Origin of the sequence: Chryseobacterium gleum (genome assembly GCF_900636535.1) — a bacterium.
GTDB lineage: Bacteria > Bacteroidota > Bacteroidia > Flavobacteriales > Weeksellaceae > Chryseobacterium > Chryseobacterium gleum.
In genome coordinates this window covers 4,382,411-4,401,565 of sequence record NZ_LR134289.1, presented here as the reverse complement: position 1 = coordinate 4,401,565, position 19,155 = coordinate 4,382,411, and the positions used below count along the sequence as shown (strand labels likewise).

The window sequence follows — 19,155 nt, the reverse complement described above, 5'->3', positions numbered from 1 at the left end:
ATTCATCATTCATCATTCATCATTCATCATTCATCATTCATTATTCATTATTCATTATTTATTATTCATCAATAGTCATTTACAATCATAAAATCCTTCTATCATTGAATTTCATTAAAGAAATCGTTTACATCGTTTTTTTCATGCATGGTTGTCTAGCTTTGTCTTATTAAAATTAAAGCTATGATTAAAGGACTATATGAAACCCATGTTCAGGTGAGTGATCTGGAAAATGCAATACAGTTTTATACTGAAGTATTAGGACTAAAATTGGCTCACAGAGATGAAACCAGACCAATTGCTTTTCTATGGGTTGGAGAAGGAAAAGAATTTATGTTGGGATTATGGGAGCAGAAGGAAAACCTTCAAACGAGACATTTTGCTTTCTCCAGCAGTAAGGAGGATGTTTTAAATTACTCAGTGGAATTTTTAGAAAATAAAAACTTAAAACCATATAATTTCCTGAAAAACGGCAGTGTTGAGCCTATGGTATTTGCATGGATGCCTGCACTGGCTATCTACTTTAATGACCCGGACGGAAACCAGCTTGAATTTATTTCTATCCTTGAAGGAGAAAGTAAACCTGAATTAGGAGTGCTTAGCTATGACGAATGGATGAAGCAGACAAACAATTTATAACAGAACTCCTTCAGATTGGATAAAAAGAGACGCAAGAACCCGGTCAAAGTTTTCATTAACAAAACCTGGTTTTTGCGTCTTTGTATTTTCAATAACAAGATATGTATCAAAAATCTTATTATTTTTTCAGAAGGAGATTACAGATTTTTTTCAAACTGGAGTTTTCTTTCCAACTGTTAATTTTCTCTGTTATCTTGTGATGAACTTGCGAATGGTTGAGTGCAAGAACTTCATGATAGATTTCCAGAATTTTTTTCAGATTGGTGACTGGTGTATCCATTTGAATCAATATATTGAAAATCAGCTCTTCCAATGCAATATTATGATTTTTACTGACATTCAGCATATGATGCTGTATAACATCTGTTAATCTTTTAACGGGTGCCCACTCCAATCTTTCGTGGAGCCCGATCACCCTTCCTAAACGGGCATTATCCATTATTTGGCCAGACACATGTTCAAGCCACATATGAGCCGCCGTTTCGCGGATAGTTTTATCACTGTCAAGGAAAATAGTTCCCAGGAACAGATACCCGATTTCATCCAGCGGTTTTTTGGTCTGATAAAGTGCATTGGCTGTATTCAGAACCAGACTTCTTTCATAAACTTCAGCAATTCCTGAATAGAAAAGGCAGTGTTTCATTACTTTTACCAGAGCATTTGCCGGGGTATTCGGAAAACACAGCATCAGGGCAGGTATTTCATTAAGCTCTTTCTGTTCTGCCACAAAGTATTCCATAAACAAGGGATCTTTCCTTTTTTCAAGATGGTATTTTGGAATGGTAATGTTAAGTTCCGCGGGATAATAAGAATTTTTCCTGCTGTCAATAGTTCTCCACGTGTATTCTCCTGAAAGGAATTCTACAGGAATATTGTCATATCCAAAACTGCTGAATTTTTCAAATACAGTTTCCGGTGAACGTGTAATCCCCGCTGTCATCCACCATGAAGGATGTTTACATTCACCTTCAGGTTCAGCATTTTTGCCAAAGAAGAAAAGTAATAAGTCTTTATATTCCCCTTTCAGTCTTTTCTCCACCTCTATGATAGCTTCTGAAGTATTGTCTAAAGCACAACGCTGCAATGCCAGCTGAATATCAAGATGATGCGGTTCAATACCGGCATTCTGATATGCCTCCAATCTTTCCACCAGTGTAACAGGTGAGATCCAGCATGGCGCATGGGTAATGGGAAACAACAGAGGAATATTGTTTCCGGTTTTAATTTTTTGAAAGACATAGATCGCAATCTCTTTAAATGCGCTTTTGGCAGGACAATCTGCTCCTACATTTTCTATTGGTCCCAGTTTTTTCTGATAGTTTAAGTAAGACTCTCTTTCAGCTTCTTCTTCTTGTGTCTTCCGGTAGATTTTTTCCAGATTTTTAAGCTGAACAGGATATTGCTCAAGCAGCTCTAAACCATAATTGATAATGGCATTGCACAATAAAACATTCAGAAAGGGAACCTCCCACTTAGAAATTGTCTTACAGGCTTTCAGAAATACAGGTTCTACCAACTTCACCGAACCGGCATCAACATCGCCGGCGAAACGGATAAATCCTGACAGAGCAACATCACAATGATGGCTGTATGGGTCATCCATAGCCAAAGGCAGATAAAGCATCAGATCTTCAAAATTCTCAAGGACTTTGACTGCATTTTCGGGTGTTGTCAAATATAATTTTTCCGAAGCTATCGCCTCCAGCTGCGGTTGTTTCTGTTCAATATATTTTGACAAAAGAGGACGTATATTTGTCAGTATATTATCGGAATAATGAGAAAGCGCCTCAATCATATTTTCAGAAACAGGAATGTATTTCAAGATAATCTTAGCTGCCTTTGACTGTATGCCATTGTCTTTACTTACAAATGCCGTACATAAAGCCATTCCCAGCAGTTCCGGGTTTATTTTTCTTCTCTGGAATATTTTTTCAGTAAGCCCTAAGCTTGAAACGACTACTGTTTTCACTTCTGTGCTCAGGAGATTCGGGAGGTAATGCGAAAATTCCTCACTTTTGAAATCAGCAATTCCTGCAATTTTTTTAAGATGTGATAAGATGGTATTCACCGCTTTCGACTGGGAAGATGTCAGGCCAGCAAGCAATTCTTCCTGCAGATCAGACAATTCTTCTTCCGTTGGCTTTAAGGAAGTAAATGCATCCATAAACCAGCCTGTCACATTTTTATTAAAGTTTCTGTTGGAGGCCAGAAGACATTCTCTCAGAAATCTTTTTCTATCAATTTTTTTGTCTGCAATGAGCTTCTGAACAATAGGAAACCATTCTTTACGAAAAGGTAAGGATTTGGAAGGATATTTACACAGATACCAGAAATGGGTATTCAGGGTTTCAGGATAATGATCAAGATCAGCCGGATAATTGCTCAGGTGGTGTCCCAGCAATTGAGGTTTCGGTTGTACATAGCCTTTTTCTGTCCATCCTAAAATATCTTTATAATTAAATGCGGTAAAGTCAGCTTCTACAGATTCGTTGATAAAGTCTGAAAACCATTCGGGACAGCCCCACTCCAAAATCTGTTCGGTCTGTTCTGCATTCCGGAAAAGACTCCAGTAATTTTTACCGAAATTTTTCTTATCCATGCAGACAAATGAAGCAATATTAATAATAGAGTGCTGATTGACAGAACCTGCGGTGTGGTAAGAGTTTTTAGTCATTACGATCTTGCTGATCTCCCGGTCCATTTTCTTTATAGACGGCACCAGTGTTTTTCTTTCCTCAATGCTAAGCTGCTTCAGAAAAGGGATAATCTCATGTATTTTTTCCTCATTAAGGATCTCATAAAGTCTTTCTTTCATGTGCTTTCAATTTGATATATAGTTGTTTTCAGGTTATTTGTTATCCATTAAAGTTTCAAAGCTATGCCACAAGTTGCCGTCTTAAGTTTCGATTCATTTATGCATCAAAAGACGTATACTTTTTTACAGAGTACGATGTCACATCTGAAATGTTTTGTTGCAAACGGAACCCGAAAAAAAAGATACCCGATACATGAACCTGATCAAATCACGATGATAAACATCCTGATAAGATCACCTTTTGATTCCGTTCTTTATTGATATATTTTTTGAAAAGAGCAGTATCTTCTTTTTTATTTTTTGAAAGTTTTTTTAAAAACAGCACAATTTCATTTATTTTGCAGTTTAAAAATTTTGTCCTAAAATCTCCTTCAATAAGCATAAATTCATTCTTATCAGCTAAATTAAAAAATATTGGCTGACAGACAGTAAATTATCCCTTAAAAGTGACTTTTTTAACAAAATATTAAGTTAATAAAACGGCTGTTATAATATATTTGATTACATAAAAATAATTCTCTGTTTAAAGATATAATGATAAAAAATTGGTTAAAAGCCCTGTACTTTGATATTTACACAACATTTGGTGTCTTAATTTTAAAAATTATACAGTCACATCATAAAATCATTTACCTACACTGATACGTTAATTTTTTCTAAAATATTAAAACATGCATTGTAATTCATTTAATTTAATATATTTGCAAAATAAAATACTTGACTAATCAAATACTTTTCAATGATAAGCAATGAATTATTATTTTTAATCAACCTTAATAAACTGCAATCTGAAATTGCCAGAAGGTTTGATTCTCTGGGTGCTCATGGTTTGGGACTCAATGACTTTGTTATACTTTATCTTCTCAGTTCTTCTCCTCAGGGTAAGATGCGGAGGATAGATCTTGCCGAAAAAACCGGACTTACGGCATCTGGAGTGACCCGTTTATTGAATCCTCTTGAAAAAATAGGTTTGGTAGCAAGAGAAGCCAACGAAAGAGATGCCCGCGTCAGCTATGTTGTAATTACAGCTAATGGTAAAAAGATATTTGAAGAAGCTACACTAAGCGCCGAATATATTACAAAAGAAATCCTTCCTTCCAGAAAGAGTAAATCTTTAAAAACAGTAAATGAATTTTTATTTGATCTTGGAGGAAATATACAATAATCATCAATGAAAAATGCAGCAAAAAAACAGCTAAGGGAAAAAGCAAAAGACCATAAAACAACGATGGGGGTACTTGCGGTTACTAATACTACAAATGGGAAACAGTATATCCAGGGATCCTTACATCTTGAGGCTTTGATGAATAAAATGAAATTCCTTTTAAATGGCGGAATGTTCACTAATCTTCAGCTACAAAGGGAATGGACAGAATTGGGAAGTGAAGCCTTTATCTTTGAATTTGTCATGATTGTTCCTGATCAGAACAATGAATATATCAACTATCGTAAGGAGATACAGAAAGCGGAAGAAGCTTATATTTCCGGGTCCGATGCACAATTATACTAGAAAGATGTCAGAAAAATACTTGTCACCAACTTTTGAAGCCGGAAAGCATCTGTTCATGAAAAATATACAAGGAGCAGTCATTAATCTGAATCTGATTAAACTGAAGAAAGAAGCAGATTATTCAGCACATCCGGACCTGAAGCCTGATGAAAAGATCAGTGGATGGGATGCTTATTTTACTTATATCAGGGAAACCGAGCCATTTTTAAAGGAAAGTGGTGGCGAAATTTTGTTCATTGGGAAAGGAGATATGTTTCTGATAGGTCCTGAAAATGAGTATTGGGATCTTTGCATGCTGATCAGACAGAAAAGTGTAAATGATTTTTTCAGTTTTGAACAGAATGAAGCGTATATGAAAATTATAGGACACAGAATGGCCGCTATTGAAGATTCGAGGCTTTTACCGCTGGAAGAAATACTGTTGAATGGAAAAAGATATTAAAATGGAGATAGTCAGAATTGGTGAAGCAGATCTTTGTTATGAGATCTTTGGTGAGAAAAATACAGAAAATATAATCCTGATTTCCGGATTAGGAAGTCAGATGATTCGTTGGGATATTGCTTTCTGTAATCTTCTGGTTGAAAAAGGATTCAGGGTGATTCGTTTTGATAACAGGGATTCGGGATGTTCTGTCTATAATGCAAAGCGGGAAATTCCTGCAGATAAAAGCATTGAAGAGGTTTTTGCTGCTCTCAGTAAAGAAGGTATTCCTTATTCATTAATGGATATGGCTAATGATGTGATCGGGCTGCTTGATTATTTAAAGATTGAAAAAGCTCATATTGCAGGCCGTTCAATGGGTGGAATTATTGCACAGCTTTTAGGTTCAAATTATCCCGAAAGAGTTTTGTCATTAACCATCATCATGTCAACCTCTTTAAACCCTTCTCTTCCTAAGCCGGACCCTGAAATTATGGCGATGATGACTCAGCCTGCTGCTGATCCAAATGTTGACAGGGAAGGATATTTAAGAGCAAAAATACATTTTGCAGAAAAAATATCGGGACAAGGAGATCTGTTTGATCCGGATCAGGAAAAAGCTTTGCTTGAAGAAGAGCTTATCCGTTCCAGCACAAAAAACGGCATCATACGGCAACTTTTGGCGATGGGCTCTTTTCAATATAATTCTGACTTATTGAAAAAGATAACTGCTCCAACCATGATTATTCATGGAACAGATGATCTGATCTTTCACTCTGATTGCGGAAAAGATATTGCGGATTCTATTTCTGGTTCTGAATTAATAGTAATTGAAGGAATGGGACATTCTATTCCGGTGGAACTTTATGATTCTATCAGTACTAAAATATATGGTTTAACAAAATAAAAGACTGCCTCATTATTTGGGACAGTCTCATTTGCAAATCTATTCTATTCAGGATTAATAATTCTTCAGGCACCAATGCAGAATTTTTGCAATATTCCTTGCATCATCTACTCCTCTGTGGTGTGTACCTTCCAATGTAAAGCCCAATTCTCCCAAAGCCCTTTGCATTCCTACACTTTTTCTGATAGTAGGGTGAATTTCACCGAATAGTGTCTTCACATTGATGTGGTCATCACTCATCGGATAATCTGTGTAGAATCTTCTTGCCTGGTTTTGAAGCATATTCAGATCATAATTTCCGTAGCTGGCCCATGTAAGTTCTTCCGAATCATATTCTGCTCTCAGGATATCGAAGGCATCATCCAGCATAATTCCTTCATGATCCAGCATACTTTGGGTAATGGTGGTCAGCTCGGTACAGAACGGGCTTACTTTTGAATGCTGTGGTTTTATTAAAATTCCTTCACTTTTGGAGATCTTTCCGGTTTTTGCATTCATGATACACACACCGATTTCGATGATCTCACTTTCCTGACCTCTTGGCGGACGGTTTTCCCAACACGTTGCTTCAAGGTCTACGATTAATATATTTTCTGTTGTTTTCACTTGTTTATAATTTAATTGTTAAAAGGTGGAAGATGGAAGTCTTCTACCGTGTCATCTGCTTCCGGATTTAGTTTAATTTCCAATCACCTCGAAGCAAATGGAGCCACCCATTTTTTCTTTTTCATCAATTCTTTGACTTCCTCGTAGGAAACCGGATAAAAATTGTGACAGTCTACCCCAACATCAAAACTCAGAGCTTTCTCATCATCCGGTAATGTTCCGTGTGAATGGCCGTATAATTGCCATACTCCGCGGTGTGAGTCATTCCAGGTGCGCATCGCGTAGTGGAAAAGAATAATTTTCTGCTTTCCATTACTGTTATCCGGTTCATCAATTTTCAGTTCATGGTAATCTCTGATAGAAGTAAATCGTTTGGGATACGTTAAAGCGGCTCCTTCATGATTGCCTTTAATCAAATGGATATTGCCATGTAACTGATCTAAAACTTCTTTTGTAAAATCCGGTTTTCCTAAACTCATATCTCCTAAATGGTAGACCGTATCACCGGGTTCAACTTTCTCGTTCCACCTTTTTATGAGTTCTTCATTCATATGGTCCAATGATTCAAAAGGTCTCTCTGAAAATTTTATAATATTCTCATGACCAAAATGATGGTCTGCTGTAAAAAATATATTGGGTTTCATTTTTTTAATTGTTTTTTTCTTTTTAAAACCACCCCGTCAAAAAATTCTTTGAATTTCGCCACCCCTCCAAAGGATAGGAATTGTCACACTTTCAGTAGTTCTATTTCTCTTAACTACAATGAAGTGTTTTCGTTCTTCTGACTTTGATAGTTACGTTTATACATAAAAAAGTTCCGGTAAAATGAATTACCGAAACTACACTTTAAGAGTCAACAACTCTTCTTTTATAAAATCAATCACAAAAGAATTCAACTTTTTGTTGATCCTTTTCTGTTCCTCTTTTTCAATGCTGGTGAAAGCCACCGGAAAGTCTTTCTCGAAGTCTTCCAAAATATCCTGAGCAAAAAGGCCAATTACCTTACCTATTATTTTAGGTTCGAATTCACCGATTTTGCTGACCACATTATTTAATCTGTTGACAGTCGCATATTTTTGAATTTCTTCCCATATTTCCTGCGCCTTTTCACTGAAATGAACCTGCTTATGAATAGCTTTCGCCTGTTTTTTAACCATTTTGGATTTTTCGATCCATTTTTCATTCTTATTTTTCAGAATGACTCTTGCGCCGTTTCCAAAATATCTGGTTTTCAAAGTTTTCACGATGGTACCTTCACACATATTGTCTTCTAAATCAGGTAGTCCAAGCCAGGCTGGAATGTATGAATTAAAAGCATTGGGAAATTTCAAAGCTTCTTCCAGAGTCCCTTGAAACAAGGTTTTAGCATAGAAAAATCCTGTTTCTTCAAAAATCTGATTGACAACTTCTGTATCCATATAGGTAATTCCATTCAACTTGACATCGAAAGCGTAAAATTCGTTGTAAGGGGCATACTCAATGCCATTCTGCACTTTCACTGCATCTTTTACAGGTTCTACCTCTTTATGTTTGTAGCCACCACCGAACAATTCACCGTAGATTACGACAGTTTCTACATCCGGGTGGATGGTTCTCACTTTTTGAAATACTGCCATTACATTTTTTCTGTAGCGTTCCAACATCTGATGGGCATTGAAAAATTTCTCATCTTTTTCGATGAAAGCAGTTCTCTTCGCGATTTTAATTTTCTTTCCGTCGGTAAAGAAAGAGAAATTAGCGCCGTGAACTTTTTCCTGTACTATGAAAACCTCATCCCCAAAACCCTGCATCCTGATCTGTTCGATCACGCGGGCCTGGTAAACATTTTCTATAGAATTATATGTTTTGAAAATCATTTTGTTTTAGTTTTTAAAGTTTTTAAAAGGGAAAGAATATTTTTCTTACCTACCGGATTCATGGAATGACAGTAAAATTCTGGAAGGTCCAGATAATAATCCATACAATATTCTACCAGCCATTTGGCACAGTCGTATCCTGTTTTTTCAACAAATTCCTGAGAATCCTGTTTCAGATAATGTTCATCAGCCAGATCATGGTCAAAAGAGATCATCACCGGAAGTCCTTTTTCCAAAATCCTGTTGACAAACTGCTCGTAATTCCGAACAATGTGCCAGTCACTTCTGAGGAAAATATCCTGTTTCGTATAATGATAAGCCTCGATCGGATACCTTATATCATCCAGAAATAATAATCTTTTTGTTTTTTCCATGATTTATTTTTTTAATTTGAAAAATAAATGTTTAGTGCTTTAATCACACTTTTCACATTCGTGTTCGGATAAAATCCAGAACTGTTCATGCAATTTATTTCCACTATTTTCCAGCCTTCTTCCGTTAAACAGATATCCATTACAAAAGCTTCTTCAAGATTAAAAAGCTTAATCATTTCATGAGCGAAGCTTAATCCATCTTCTGAAACTTTTTCTTCAAAAGGAGCATTATCATTAAATTTATAATAGCCTCCATCGATAATCTGCCCTCCAACTATCCAAAGTCTTGCTTCTTTTATTGTTCGTTTTGCTTTAGAAACCTGTATCAACGAATCTTCATTAATTCTATTATTTTGAGATTCCAAAGCTTCAAATACAAAATCTTTCCATTCTGTTTCCGTGAAAACTTTTCCTGTAAAAATTTTTGCTTCATTATATGGTTTAATGAATTTTATTTCATCTTTTTCCCAATTCAACTGTCCGGAAATTGTATGAACAGAAACATTGTAGTTAAGGAGGTTTTCACCATAATATTTTGAATATACTTCATACAGATGATTTCCTCCGTAAAAAGAACCCGGAAACCAGTCTGTATTTTGTTTCGCTAATCTTGCAATTGTCACCGAACCGTATACAAAAACATCTTTTCTATCTGTTTTGAAATCTATTTTCTCTGCGGCTGGAGGAATGTTAATTACGTCATAATCTATATTCAATTCTTCCAATGCATCAAAGATTTTATAGTGATCCGGATCTAAATAGACATTAGCCTGAATTAAAAAATACATATTCTTTGATTTTAAGATTCTTTATTTACTTTTTACTGTCATTGATAACTCCAACTTTGCGTCTTCGGGAAACCCCGATAGACCTGGAATATCATTATATTCTAAAATTACTTTTTCTCCATTCTTTGTTTCCAATACATCAATGGCAACTATATCAGCTTTGACATGTTTCTGTAAAAGTTGTACTTTTTCAATCCATTCATCTTCCGGATTTAGAAGTTGGTATTCCTGAGTTAAAGAATTGGCTTTCCAATATTTTCCTCTTCTTTTCATGGCCCAAACTTTATCATTTATGGCCAGATATCGAATATCATATGTATAATCAATGAATTTTTCGATGGTCACATAATCCTGGTGAATGAATAATAGATCTTTCAGTTCCTCCCACTGCTCTTCAGTTGAAACCAGACTTTTCCCATATCCTCCATGGTGGTTTCCTACTTTAGCGACGAAAGGAAATTTCATTTCTAGGTTCTTCAAATGATGAGTACTTGTCGCAACATTAAATTTGATAACTGGTAAACCTAATTTTTTAAGGGTGTTCAGCATTGTCAACCTTTCATATCCCATCAATAATGTGGAAGCTGAATTAACACAAGGCACTCCAGAATAGTTAATCAATTCTAAAATATTTCTGTATTTGGGGTCGGGATTAATCGCTCCCAATCTCCAGAAGATAATATCCGGCTTGCAAACTCCATCTGTATCTGTTACATATAATGAAGAATCTTTTATGATAAATTCGGATGTCTGAACTCTCTTCTGAATCACATCAAATCCAGCAAAGTATTCCTTCCAGTAATTTTCTCCATTGATAATTAAAATTGTTTTCATTTTCTTGATTAAAAAGGTTACACCATCATATCAGCACAGTTAGAACTTGCAAAAGCGTAAGGCTTTGCCTTAAACACATACCCCATTCCCAGAATATATCCCATGGCATCCTTTAATGCTACATTGGATTTAAAATCCGGGTCGGTATTAATGTCTGCGTGTACCTCCATTTCCACACCATAAGCATCCAGAACAGAGCAGATTGCGTATGCAATTTCAACGGATTTGTTGACTTCATTCAGCATTCGCTCCTTGATACTGATACTCTGTATTTCTCTTTCTTTTCTTATAAAGGTAAACGCTCCTTTTCCCTCACGAATAAACACTACTGCCGTAGCATAACTGATGGCATCCCCATATACATGAGAGTCTGATCCCACACATACTTTCAGACGGTGTCCGTTGGCCTGTTCGCGAATGATGGCTTCTTCTACCAACTGTGTGATAGAGTGCTGGAAAATTTTTCCACTCATATTCTGCCATGTTTGCTGTTGCGTTTCCATTTTTTCTACATTTTTAATTCATAAATGATTGTTGATAATTGATAAATGATTACTAGCAGTCCTATTTTTTAACTCTAGTTTCTACTTCCTATTTTTTGCACTCCGAACCGGACTCGAACCGATACCATCAGTTTTGGAGACTGAGATGCTGCCATTACACCATCAGAGTAAAATTGTTGATTCATTAGGACTCGAACCTAAACTCCAAGAATCAAAATCTTGTGTGCTGCCATTACACTATGAATCAATTTTATAATTGATAAATGTTGAATGATAATTGATGAAGTGCTCAGCAATCACTGATCATTAATCAATTATCATTCATATTTGTGGAACAGACAGGAATTGAACCTGTACCTTTAGTTTTTCAGACTAACGTGCAGACCTTCTACACCACTCTTCCATCTTATAATTGATCAATGATGGTTGATAATTGATGAATTGCTCAGTAATCATTTATCATTGATTTCTTATCATTCATATTTTTGGTACGGAAAGAGGGATTCGAACCCCCAAAAGCTTGATCCTAAATCAAGAGTGTCTGCCATTCCACCATTCCCGCAGGTTTTTTATAAGTAATGAGTAATTGGTAATGAGTAATATTTTTTATTTTCATTATTACTCATCGCTCATTACTTATTTCTCATATTCTGTACCTCTCCCCAGATTCGAACTGGGACTTTACGGGGTTTAAAGCCGTTTTCTCTGCCTATTGGAATAGAGAGGCGTAACTTATTAGTAATGAGTAATCGGTAATGAGTAATATGAAAATCTATGGTTATTACTTATTGCTCATTGCTCATTACTTATGTCATGCTAGGTTTGAGAAAGCTCTGTCTGTTAATAAACTATGCCTGTTAGTGTTTGTAAAGATCTTCTGCGCCGGACAGACCTTTCTCATTTCCTAATGTTGTATTTAAAAAAGTAAAAGGCTGTCTGTTTTTATTGACTAAAGATCTTCTGCTCCTGACAGTCCTTTTTCTTTTTTTCATTTTTTGTGTGAATGGTAACTGGCCAATTTTTTTAAAAATCTGAACTTTCATGGTATTATATTCATTCAATATTGACCAGCTATTCACATCCAGTACTCTATAAGGGAATCGAACCCTTGTTTTCTGCTCGAAAGGCAGGCGTCCTCACCGTTAGACGAATAGAGCGTTAAAACCACTAACCGGGAATCGAACCCGGACAACAAGAGTACAGTTCCTGCATGCTGCCATTACATTATCAGTGGTTGGTGGAAGTAGTAGGATTCGAACCTACTCAGCAATGAAGCAACAGATTTACAGTCTGCCCCGACTCTCCAACTTCGGCGTACTTCCGGATTTTTATGAGCAATTAATCATATTCATAAGTAATTCCTCATTTTACTGTTAAAAAGAAAAAGGTCTGTCTTTATATTGAATGTTTGGTTAAAGATCTTCTGCGCTCGACAGCCTTTTTCTTTTATTAATAAAGGATATTCTTTGCTATAGATGATAAAAGATCATTGATAAAAGATGCTTATATTTCCTATAGTTTTTACTTTGAGATGGCTATGGGATTCAAACCCACTCAGTTGACACAACGGTTTTGCAGACCGCCCCGACTCTTCCACTTCGGCGAACCATCAGATTAAAAAATAAAGTCTGTCTAAAATTTTTTGATATAAGAACTTCTGCGCTCAACAAACTCTATTTTTACCTAAAATTTATAAATGATATTTTTTAATTTTTAATTAATCCGGAGAGAAGAAAAGCCTGTCTGTATTTTTCGTGTTTGGCGTAAAGATCTTCTGCTCTCGACAAACTTTTACTTTTTCTCCTGAAACAATTAACAATTAGTTACCTGCGATTCCGGAAAGACTCGAACTTTCAACTTCCGGTTTAACAGACCGGTGCTCTGCCATTGAGCTACAAAATCATTGTAATTCCGGAAGGACTCGAACCTTCAACCTTCGGCGTATCAGACCGACACTCTAACCACTTGAGCTACGAAATCATTAGTATTCCATAAGGGAATCGAACCCTTGTCGTTCGGTAGAAAGCCGAATGCACTCACCATTATGCTAATGGAACAATTGGTCTGGAAAGCAAGATTCGAACTTGCGACCTCCCGCGTCCAAGACGGGTAAACAACCACCGTTATCTTTCCAGCTTTGGGGTCCACTTCTGTTTCTTTTCCGGGAGACAGCCGGATGGGAAATTTCCATGAACCTTTGTGATTCCGAGAGGATTCGAACCTCTAACCCTGGGTTTAGAAAACCCATGCTCTATCCGGTTGAGCTACGGAACCATTTTTTGTAATCCCAGAAAGATTTGAACTTTCAACCCCCGGTTTAAAAGACCGGTGCTCTAACCATTTGAGCTATGAGATTGTTTTAAAGTGGTGAATAGTCAATAATCAATTCGTTTCGCTTGTCAATCACTATTCATTTTTTTGTAATCTCAGAAGGACTCGAACCCTCAACCTTCGGTGTCGTAAACCGACGCTCTATCCAATTGAGCCATGAGATTATCTATTTTGGGTATCTCCGGGGATCGAACCCTGTTCTCCGGTTCCACAGACCGGCGCTTTACCAAATAAGCTAAAGAAACCATAAAAAAAGCGCCTCTTTTCGGGAGGCGCTTCATCTATTTAAACGTAAGAGATCATTAGCTGACCCACGTATATAAGCACCTTTTATCCACAATTCCACTTTCAAGAATACATGCAACACCTGTCGGCTCCTGTCCGAATAGTCTTGAATATTGATTGAATATGTTGTGTAATTGTTTCATTTTATTTTTTGTTTGTTTCTAAATTATTTTTAACTGAATCCTGAAAACCTGTTGCTTTCAATTTTCGGTTGCAAAGTAAATATGAATTTTTGAAATCCGCAAATAAATTTTCAAATTAAGTTATTGACAATCAGTCAATTATATCTAATTTTCAGAATAGAGAATTTCTGTCCGCAATGTTTTTGCAGATCTATTAATTACCTAAATGACTGTCTCTCACCGGGTTGCTTATCACTCTATTTTATCGTATTAAAGTTTCATTGTTGATTAAAAAATTTTCATGTTTATGGTTATTTTTTTTCATTCTAAATAATTTCTGACCTAAAAAACAAAAAACGCCTCGAAAAATCGAGGCGTTTCTGTCGTATTTTGATTAATTTTTTACAAGTTTACAGTAAATAATTTCCAAAGTCAGCACATTTCGCCTCATTCCATATCACCTCATCATACCCGAATAACCCTTTGCTAGAAGGACTTTCGCATAGTTCTGCATTGATATGTGCTCTTTGTATTGTCATAATTTTCTGGCGCAAAGATAAATCTTTTTTGATATTATTTTATAATATTCACCATTACCGGGAGGTTTTTATATACTTAAAGGCGCAAAATAATATCAAAAAATGGTGTTTTAAGGAGCAAGGATTTTATCTGCGATAAAATTTAATCGTATATATAATTACAATATCTCTTAACGCAAAGCTTTTATTTTCGCAGATGATTATTTAAGGGTGCTAAGGTGAATCAATTAAAATTGATTTGATGAAGCAGCAGGGTTTTTAAATATTTAAATTCTTCAATCTTTGAATATTTAATTCCTGAACATTTTATTTCTTCCGGTTTTGAATCTTGAAATATCTTTCAGGATTACCTGATCGTCCGGATTGAAATATTTCAGTTCATTGACAATTTCAGAGCGGGTCGCTACCTTTTCGGATATGATTTCATAAGCTATATTCCTTGTGACCATATGGAGCTTCGGATCTTTTTTGAATTCATATTTCATAGCATCCAGATACGTAATCTTTTTGTGAGCCGGAGTCTTTTCATACAGATCCTGTATTTCTGATTCCAGTCTTTTAATATCAACAATATTGGCAAAATAGTTATTCAGACAGTTGAATGCATCTTTGTCCTCTTCCCATCCTTTTAGCAGTACTTTCTGTGCCTCCTCAGGTTTTTCCATTTTGTTGCGGTATACCAAAGAAGCTTTCACCATTTGATTATTTCCTGTATAGTCATCTGCTACGATCTGATAATAATAATGGGCATTTTTAAGATCGTTGATTTCTTTATAAAGATCTCCTACTTTTTCTTTCTGCTCCATTTCTTTGTAAAGATCAATTGCCTTTTTGTACTGTTTTGCCTTTTCATAACAATGTGCAGCATCGGATTTATTATGCAGTTTTTTAAGATATACTACGGCTGCTTCGTTGTAAAATCCTCCGTTTTCCAATGTTTTTGCCCCTCTGTAATTATCCTGCAGAAGATTCATATACACCTTTGCTGCTTTTTTATAATCATTTTCAGCGATGTATTTCTCGGCAAGTTCTTCGTATTTGCTTCGGATTCTGTCAAAAAGTGAGTTTTCGAGATAAAAGCTGCCTCCACTTCCTTTTCTTCCTGCTGCATTTCTCTTATTTTGTTCTTTATCTTTTAAAGAGGTAATGACAAGAAGAATGATAAAGGCTACAATTAAGAAAATACCTAATGTTCCCACCACACTCCAGAAACTTTCATGGAACAGCTGTGCAACAATCCCGATAACCTTAAACATCGCCAGCAGTACGAATGCTGCCATGAATTTGTCAATAAATTTCTGTTTATTCATCGTCATCAGATTTTAAAATAGTCTTATCTTCCCTGAAGAGGTGGTAAAGGATCAGCATCACTCCGATTACCAACACCCAAACAAACCAGTTGTATCCAAACATTTCTACCAATGGATAAAATAGGTATACCAGCATTGCTACAAGAATTGTAATGAGAATAAATTTCACCCAGACAGGTACATTATCTCCACCAACATTGAGGGATTTATTTTTAAACAGGAATGAATAGAGTCCTACTCCGGCAATCATCAGGATTATCATATACAAAATATCTGAAACGGGAGCTTTTTCCTCCATAGGAGTTCCCTCTGTTCCTATACCTTTTACTTTCGATTTGTCAATTGAGGCGGAGGAAGGATCCACAATATCCAGAGTTCCATAGAGTTTTCCAAGAGAATCTGCCATCAAAGCCTTCTTCTTTTTCAGAAGATATTTTACAACATCACCATTTACCGGTTTACCTTTAGTATATTGCTTCAGTGAATCTGAGATTTTATGTTTCAGTTTTTCCGTTTTCTGTTCAAGATGTTTTGTAATTTTTTTAGTATAAATGGTTTTTAGAGAATCCCTGCTCTGCTTTTCTTTGTTAACAAGCCTTTCAATATCTTTTCCTATCTCACCTACATCTCTGCCACCTGCTTTTTTATAGTTTTCTTTGTCTTTTTTTGTTTTGGATTCTATAATACCGGCATTGATAAGTTCCTTGGATAATCCTTTTCGCTCCTGATGATACATTGAATCAATCTTAAGATCAATTTCCGAAGTTCCAGACTGAAAAGCAATCATATCAGAAGGCGCTTTTACTGCATTGTTCACAATTGTTCCTGAGGAAGGGCCGGTTTCTTGCTGTTCATTGCTCTTTTTATCTGAAGGCAAAGCAATCCTCAGCACAATGGCCGCAATAATGACTGCCCAGAAGGCTCTGCGGAAATTTCTTGTTCCCGCATTTTCCTTTTTTCCATTGGATCCTCCAAACAATCCTTCCAGCCAGGTAAATTTCCCGAAGCCATCTCCTCTGGAAGTTCCCATAATGTCAAGAGGTATTCCTAATTCTACTGCCCGTTCAGGATATTTTTCAATATACTGTAAATACTTTTCTATTTCTTTTTTATTCCCGGCCATTACTTTTTTAAGGTCAAAAGGCAGGTTATTCATCCACTCTTCTTCGGTTTGTTTGGGCTGTAAAGTTTCCATAACTTTTTCGTCATCCATTTCAACCGTGTAGCTTTTTATTTTTTGGGGAATAGAAACGCCGTTCAAAGGTCTTCTGACACTTTTATTAATCGTTCCGGGGTGTTGAATTATTGAAATCCAGTCGATTTCTTCCGAAAGTTTTACCAATCCGAATTCAGGGTGCATAATCAGGAAACGTGAATCAAGCTGTGCCCAGTCTTCCTGATTGATCTCAGGATAAAAAGTAGTGTTTTCAGGGATGAAAAGTCTGTCATCTACACATTGAAAATAAGCGTTCCTTCCTATTTCCTGTGGAGCATAATCATTGAAAATAAGAAAACAGCCATACAGCACATTGGGACTGTTAGCCGGAATAGCGAAAGATCTTACCAGATTTAAATCTATACCCAATATTTCCATTTCCTGCAGCCACACCACGGGTGAAGAGCCTCTGATCAGAAGTCCTTTTTTAGGATAGTTATTTTTCGGGAAAGGTTTTATTCTAAGCTCCATAATCCAGAATCTGTTCTATAAACGGTTTCAAAAACCTGTCACACATATCATCCATTGTTCTTACCTTCAGCAGCGAATGCTCCGGAAGATAATATTCTGATCCTCCGAATTCCGTATAGGTAGCCAGCGACAGGAAGCCGCCAAGTGTAGAGGGAATAAAAAATTCTTCAATACTCTTGTTACTGCTTCGGAAGGTCAGCATCCCACGGGAATCTGTAATCATTTCACTTCCATCGGGAAATGTAAATTTATTTTTGTTCTGCTCGGCAAAAACTTGAAAATCATATTTATTTTTGGAAAATCCCAGCGTATTTTCAGAAGCACTGTACAATTCATTACCGGAAATAACCAGATTTCTGTACTGGTTGATTCCGATCTTATTGAAATTATTGATCATCCGCAATCCGCTTCCTTTTAGTTTGGCAACTTCGGCTTCTGCTTTTACTGTATTTTTTTCCAGTTCTTTCTCTTTTGAAGTGATAGTCTCCACAGAAATATTCCCATCGATATTGATTTTGTAATGAGTTGCATGATCCGGGTGATGCAGATAAAAGCTTCGTCCAAAATAAATCAGTTTATAAAACATAGGAATGTTCATCCCGTGAGGTTCTGTTCGGAATATTCTCCGGTATTGAGATTAAGCTTTGATATCAACCTCTTATCATACTGATACTGGCACAGAATAAAGTGCTGCTGTCTGTTTTTTGCCAGAGCAAACTGTCCTCTGGGTTTTATGGAAATCTTATCAAATAATACTTCACAACCATGATGTGTTTTGTAATAATCGTAAGAATGCCTGTCGTAATAGTTATCAGAAAGGTAAGTCTTCAGTAATTGTTTTTTCGAGCTCAGAATGAAAAATTCTCCTTCATACAGAAACTCGGCGATCTTATTAACGGGCGCCGGGAATAGAATCGGATAGTTTTGCGGAAGGTCTGTTTTCTTTCCGTTGGAAGTGTTAACATTTTGTTTTTGTTGCGGCGGATTGGCCCACAGTTCCTGCAATGGAAGTTTTATTTTCTGAATATGCTTTCTTGCTCCTTTGTGGTGTTTGTAAAAATTAATCTCACCATCTGAGGTTGTGGTCACCAGAAACTTCAGTCTGTCTCTGTTTTGATGGATCACCCGCTGCATTTTTTCATCCTCCATATTATCCTGATGGGTAATGAAAAATACTTCAATATCCTTTTCTGAATGATTTTCGTTAAAAAACTTTTCCAGCGCAGCTGAAACTTCCAGAGATGAGCTTACCTGATTAAGGCTTTCCACCACATCTTCCACTTTATTAAGTGAAACAGGAACAGCCGTCTGTCCTAAGGTAAAAACTTTACATTCAGAATGGGCTTTCGGATGTTTGATCACGGCTATGGCAGAAGCAAAAGCCAATACTTTTGGGGTTCCCCAGTTTCTGAGGGAAGTATCTATCAGGATAATTCTTTCAAAAATATTTTCTTCCGGTGGAATTTCCCTTTGAATATAAAGCGCTTCATTATTCGCTACACGGTTCATGAAGACATCATCTTCGTTAGCAAATTCGGAAAGAAGCATCCTGTGAAAATCTCCTTTATTGGTCATATCAGAAATTCCTCCAATAGGCTGCTCTCCGGGAGAAAGATGACGCATCGGGA

The 19,155-nt window shown here is 36.3% G+C and carries 19 protein-coding genes and 15 tRNA genes; 5 read left to right on the top strand and 29 right to left on the bottom strand.

Features of this window, described 5'->3' with window-relative positions; genetic code table 11:
* Positions 1-183 precede the first annotated feature (183 nt).
* Positions 184-639, top strand: a complete 456-nt coding sequence (locus tag EL165_RS20095) for a VOC family protein (protein WP_002983434.1) — start codon at positions 184-186, stop codon at positions 637-639.
* 118 nt (positions 640-757) lie between these two features.
* Here EL165_RS20095 and EL165_RS20090 read toward each other — a convergent pair whose 3' ends face one another.
* A complete protein-coding gene (locus EL165_RS20090; RefSeq protein WP_002983435.1) occupies positions 758-3,454 on the bottom strand; it encodes a DUF6493 family protein in 2,697 nt (898 codons plus the stop codon).
* A 739-nt stretch (positions 3,455-4,193) separates the two neighbouring features.
* Here EL165_RS20090 and EL165_RS20085 point away from each other — a divergent pair.
* From EL165_RS20085 to EL165_RS20070, 4 genes are read left to right on the top strand one after another with little or no spacing between them, the layout of a single operon-like run.
* On the top strand, positions 4,194-4,619 hold the full coding sequence (locus tag EL165_RS20085) for a MarR family winged helix-turn-helix transcriptional regulator (protein ID WP_002983438.1): 426 nt from the start codon (positions 4,194-4,196) through the stop codon (positions 4,617-4,619).
* A 6-nt stretch (positions 4,620-4,625) separates the two neighbouring features.
* Positions 4,626-4,964, top strand: a complete 339-nt coding sequence (locus EL165_RS20080; protein WP_002983440.1) for a GIY-YIG nuclease family protein — start codon at positions 4,626-4,628, stop codon at positions 4,962-4,964.
* A gap of 4 nt (positions 4,965-4,968) precedes the next feature.
* A complete protein-coding gene (locus EL165_RS20075) occupies positions 4,969-5,406 on the top strand; it encodes a DUF1330 domain-containing protein (protein WP_041462065.1) in 438 nt (145 codons plus the stop codon).
* Positions 5,390-6,292, top strand: a complete 903-nt coding sequence (locus tag EL165_RS20070; RefSeq protein ID WP_002983444.1) for an alpha/beta fold hydrolase — start codon at positions 5,390-5,392, stop codon at positions 6,290-6,292. The genes EL165_RS20075 and EL165_RS20070 overlap by 17 nt, the downstream gene beginning before the upstream one ends.
* 54 nt (positions 6,293-6,346) lie before the next feature.
* Here the strand turns inward: EL165_RS20070 and EL165_RS20065 are convergent, their stop codons facing one another.
* The 28 genes from EL165_RS20065 to EL165_RS26375 all read right to left on the bottom strand — a co-directional run bounded on the left by EL165_RS20065 (position 6,347) and on the right by EL165_RS26375 (position 19,150).
* On the bottom strand, positions 6,347-6,898 hold the full coding sequence (locus tag EL165_RS20065) for a 3'-5' exonuclease (RefSeq protein ID WP_002983446.1): 552 nt from the start codon (positions 6,896-6,898) through the stop codon (positions 6,347-6,349).
* Between the two features lie 83 nt (positions 6,899-6,981).
* Positions 6,982-7,542: a metallophosphoesterase family protein gene (locus EL165_RS20060; RefSeq protein WP_002983448.1), complete on the bottom strand. Its 561-nt coding sequence runs from the start codon at positions 7,540-7,542 to the stop codon at positions 6,982-6,984.
* Positions 7,543-7,737: 195 nt separating this feature from the next.
* Positions 7,738-8,754 (bottom strand): RNA ligase, Rnl2 family, encoded by a 1,017-nt coding sequence (locus EL165_RS20055; RefSeq protein WP_002983451.1) that lies wholly within the window; start codon positions 8,752-8,754, stop codon positions 7,738-7,740.
* On the bottom strand, positions 8,751-9,128 hold the full coding sequence (locus EL165_RS20050; RefSeq protein ID WP_002983453.1) for a cyclic-phosphate processing receiver domain-containing protein: 378 nt from the start codon (positions 9,126-9,128) through the stop codon (positions 8,751-8,753). Before EL165_RS20050 ends, EL165_RS20055 begins: the two co-directional genes overlap by 4 nt.
* An 11-nt stretch (positions 9,129-9,139) precedes the next feature.
* Positions 9,140-9,916, bottom strand: coding sequence for an ATP-grasp domain-containing protein (locus tag EL165_RS20045; RefSeq protein ID WP_002983456.1), 777 nt, complete (start codon positions 9,914-9,916; stop codon positions 9,140-9,142).
* 21 nt (positions 9,917-9,937) lie between these two features.
* The gene (locus EL165_RS20040; protein ID WP_002983457.1) at positions 9,938-10,750 is read right to left on the bottom strand and encodes an ATP-grasp domain-containing protein; all 813 of its coding nucleotides are present in this window, start codon (positions 10,748-10,750) and stop codon (positions 9,938-9,940) included.
* 17 nt (positions 10,751-10,767) lie between these two features.
* Positions 10,768-11,253, bottom strand: a complete 486-nt coding sequence (locus tag EL165_RS20035; RefSeq protein ID WP_002983458.1) for a ribonuclease H-like YkuK family protein — start codon at positions 11,251-11,253, stop codon at positions 10,768-10,770.
* A 98-nt stretch (positions 11,254-11,351) separates the two neighbouring features.
* Positions 11,352-11,422, bottom strand: a tRNA-Trp gene (locus tag EL165_RS20030).
* Positions 11,423-11,429: 7 nt separating this feature from the next.
* Positions 11,430-11,500 (bottom strand) — tRNA-Gln (locus EL165_RS20025).
* A gap of 83 nt (positions 11,501-11,583) precedes the next feature.
* A tRNA-Phe gene (locus EL165_RS20020) sits at positions 11,584-11,656 on the bottom strand.
* 83 nt (positions 11,657-11,739) lie between these two features.
* Positions 11,740-11,815, bottom strand: a tRNA-Leu gene (locus EL165_RS20015).
* A 295-nt stretch (positions 11,816-12,110) separates the two neighbouring features.
* Positions 12,111-12,245 (bottom strand): hypothetical protein, encoded by a 135-nt coding sequence (locus EL165_RS26510; protein ID WP_283205417.1) that lies wholly within the window; start codon positions 12,243-12,245, stop codon positions 12,111-12,113.
* Between the two features lie 93 nt (positions 12,246-12,338).
* Positions 12,339-12,410 (bottom strand) — tRNA-Glu (locus tag EL165_RS20010).
* Between the two features lie 78 nt (positions 12,411-12,488).
* Positions 12,489-12,575 (bottom strand) — tRNA-Tyr (locus EL165_RS20005).
* A 207-nt stretch (positions 12,576-12,782) separates the two neighbouring features.
* Positions 12,783-12,864, bottom strand: a tRNA-Cys gene (locus EL165_RS25920).
* A gap of 219 nt (positions 12,865-13,083) precedes the next feature.
* A tRNA-Asn gene (locus EL165_RS20000) sits at positions 13,084-13,155 on the bottom strand.
* 4 nt (positions 13,156-13,159) lie between these two features.
* Positions 13,160-13,233 (bottom strand) — tRNA-Ile (locus EL165_RS19995).
* Between the two features lie 5 nt (positions 13,234-13,238).
* Positions 13,239-13,310 (bottom strand) — tRNA-Glu (locus EL165_RS19990).
* 3 nt (positions 13,311-13,313) lie between these two features.
* Positions 13,314-13,388 (bottom strand) — tRNA-Pro (locus tag EL165_RS19985).
* Between the two features lie 65 nt (positions 13,389-13,453).
* Positions 13,454-13,527, bottom strand: a tRNA-Arg gene (locus EL165_RS19980).
* 8 nt (positions 13,528-13,535) lie between these two features.
* Positions 13,536-13,609 (bottom strand) — tRNA-Lys (locus EL165_RS19975).
* A gap of 65 nt (positions 13,610-13,674) precedes the next feature.
* Positions 13,675-13,748 (bottom strand) — tRNA-Arg (locus tag EL165_RS19970).
* Positions 13,749-13,756: 8 nt separating this feature from the next.
* A tRNA-His gene (locus EL165_RS19965) sits at positions 13,757-13,824 on the bottom strand.
* 577 nt (positions 13,825-14,401) lie between these two features.
* Positions 14,402-14,530 (bottom strand): hypothetical protein, encoded by a 129-nt coding sequence (locus EL165_RS19960; RefSeq protein WP_041462067.1) that lies wholly within the window; start codon positions 14,528-14,530, stop codon positions 14,402-14,404.
* A 290-nt stretch (positions 14,531-14,820) separates the two neighbouring features.
* Positions 14,821-15,840, bottom strand: a complete 1,020-nt coding sequence (locus tag EL165_RS19955; RefSeq protein ID WP_002983461.1) for a soluble NSF attachment family protein — start codon at positions 15,838-15,840, stop codon at positions 14,821-14,823.
* Positions 15,833-17,527, bottom strand: coding sequence for a hypothetical protein (locus EL165_RS19950; RefSeq protein ID WP_002983462.1), 1,695 nt, complete (start codon positions 17,525-17,527; stop codon positions 15,833-15,835). Before EL165_RS19950 ends, EL165_RS19955 begins: the two co-directional genes overlap by 8 nt.
* Entirely contained in the window at positions 17,517-18,125 is a 609-nt protein-coding gene (locus EL165_RS26380; protein WP_232529144.1) for a hypothetical protein, read from the bottom strand. Before EL165_RS26380 ends, EL165_RS19950 begins: the two co-directional genes overlap by 11 nt.
* On the bottom strand, positions 18,122-19,150 hold the full coding sequence (locus EL165_RS26375) for a hypothetical protein (RefSeq protein ID WP_232529143.1): 1,029 nt from the start codon (positions 19,148-19,150) through the stop codon (positions 18,122-18,124). Before EL165_RS26375 ends, EL165_RS26380 begins: the two co-directional genes overlap by 4 nt.
* Positions 19,151-19,155 lie beyond the last annotated feature (5 nt).

Coding starts and splice junctions, on each gene's coding strand:
- EL165_RS20095 (WP_002983434.1), top strand. CDS start 184: ATGATTAAAGGACTATATGAAACCCATGTTCAGGTGAGTGATCTGGAA.
- EL165_RS20090 (WP_002983435.1), bottom strand. CDS start 3,454: ATGAAAGAAAGACTTTATGAGATCCTTAATGAGGAAAAAATACATGAG.
- EL165_RS20085 (WP_002983438.1), top strand. CDS start 4,194: ATGATAAGCAATGAATTATTATTTTTAATCAACCTTAATAAACTGCAA.
- EL165_RS20080 (WP_002983440.1), top strand. CDS start 4,626: ATGAAAAATGCAGCAAAAAAACAGCTAAGGGAAAAAGCAAAAGACCAT.
- EL165_RS20075 (WP_041462065.1), top strand. CDS start 4,969: ATGTCAGAAAAATACTTGTCACCAACTTTTGAAGCCGGAAAGCATCTG.
- EL165_RS20070 (WP_002983444.1), top strand. CDS start 5,390: ATGGAAAAAGATATTAAAATGGAGATAGTCAGAATTGGTGAAGCAGAT.
- EL165_RS20060 (WP_002983448.1), bottom strand. CDS start 7,542: ATGAAACCCAATATATTTTTTACAGCAGACCATCATTTTGGTCATGAG.
- EL165_RS20055 (WP_002983451.1), bottom strand. CDS start 8,754: ATGATTTTCAAAACATATAATTCTATAGAAAATGTTTACCAGGCCCGC.
- EL165_RS20050 (WP_002983453.1), bottom strand. CDS start 9,128: ATGGAAAAAACAAAAAGATTATTATTTCTGGATGATATAAGGTATCCG.
- EL165_RS20045 (WP_002983456.1), bottom strand. CDS start 9,916: ATGTATTTTTTAATTCAGGCTAATGTCTATTTAGATCCGGATCACTAT.
- EL165_RS20040 (WP_002983457.1), bottom strand. CDS start 10,750: ATGAAAACAATTTTAATTATCAATGGAGAAAATTACTGGAAGGAATAC.
- EL165_RS20035 (WP_002983458.1), bottom strand. CDS start 11,253: ATGGAAACGCAACAGCAAACATGGCAGAATATGAGTGGAAAAATTTTC.
- EL165_RS26510 (WP_283205417.1), bottom strand. CDS start 12,245: ATGAAAAAAAGAAAAAGGACTGTCAGGAGCAGAAGATCTTTAGTCAAT.
- EL165_RS19960 (WP_041462067.1), bottom strand. CDS start 14,530: ATGACAATACAAAGAGCACATATCAATGCAGAACTATGCGAAAGTCCT.
- EL165_RS19955 (WP_002983461.1), bottom strand. CDS start 15,840: ATGAATAAACAGAAATTTATTGACAAATTCATGGCAGCATTCGTACTG.
- EL165_RS19950 (WP_002983462.1), bottom strand. CDS start 17,527: ATGGAGCTTAGAATAAAACCTTTCCCGAAAAATAACTATCCTAAAAAA.
- EL165_RS26380 (WP_232529144.1), bottom strand. CDS start 18,125: ATGAACATTCCTATGTTTTATAAACTGATTTATTTTGGACGAAGCTTT.
- EL165_RS26375 (WP_232529143.1), bottom strand. CDS start 19,150: ATGCGTCATCTTTCTCCCGGAGAGCAGCCTATTGGAGGAATTTCTGAT.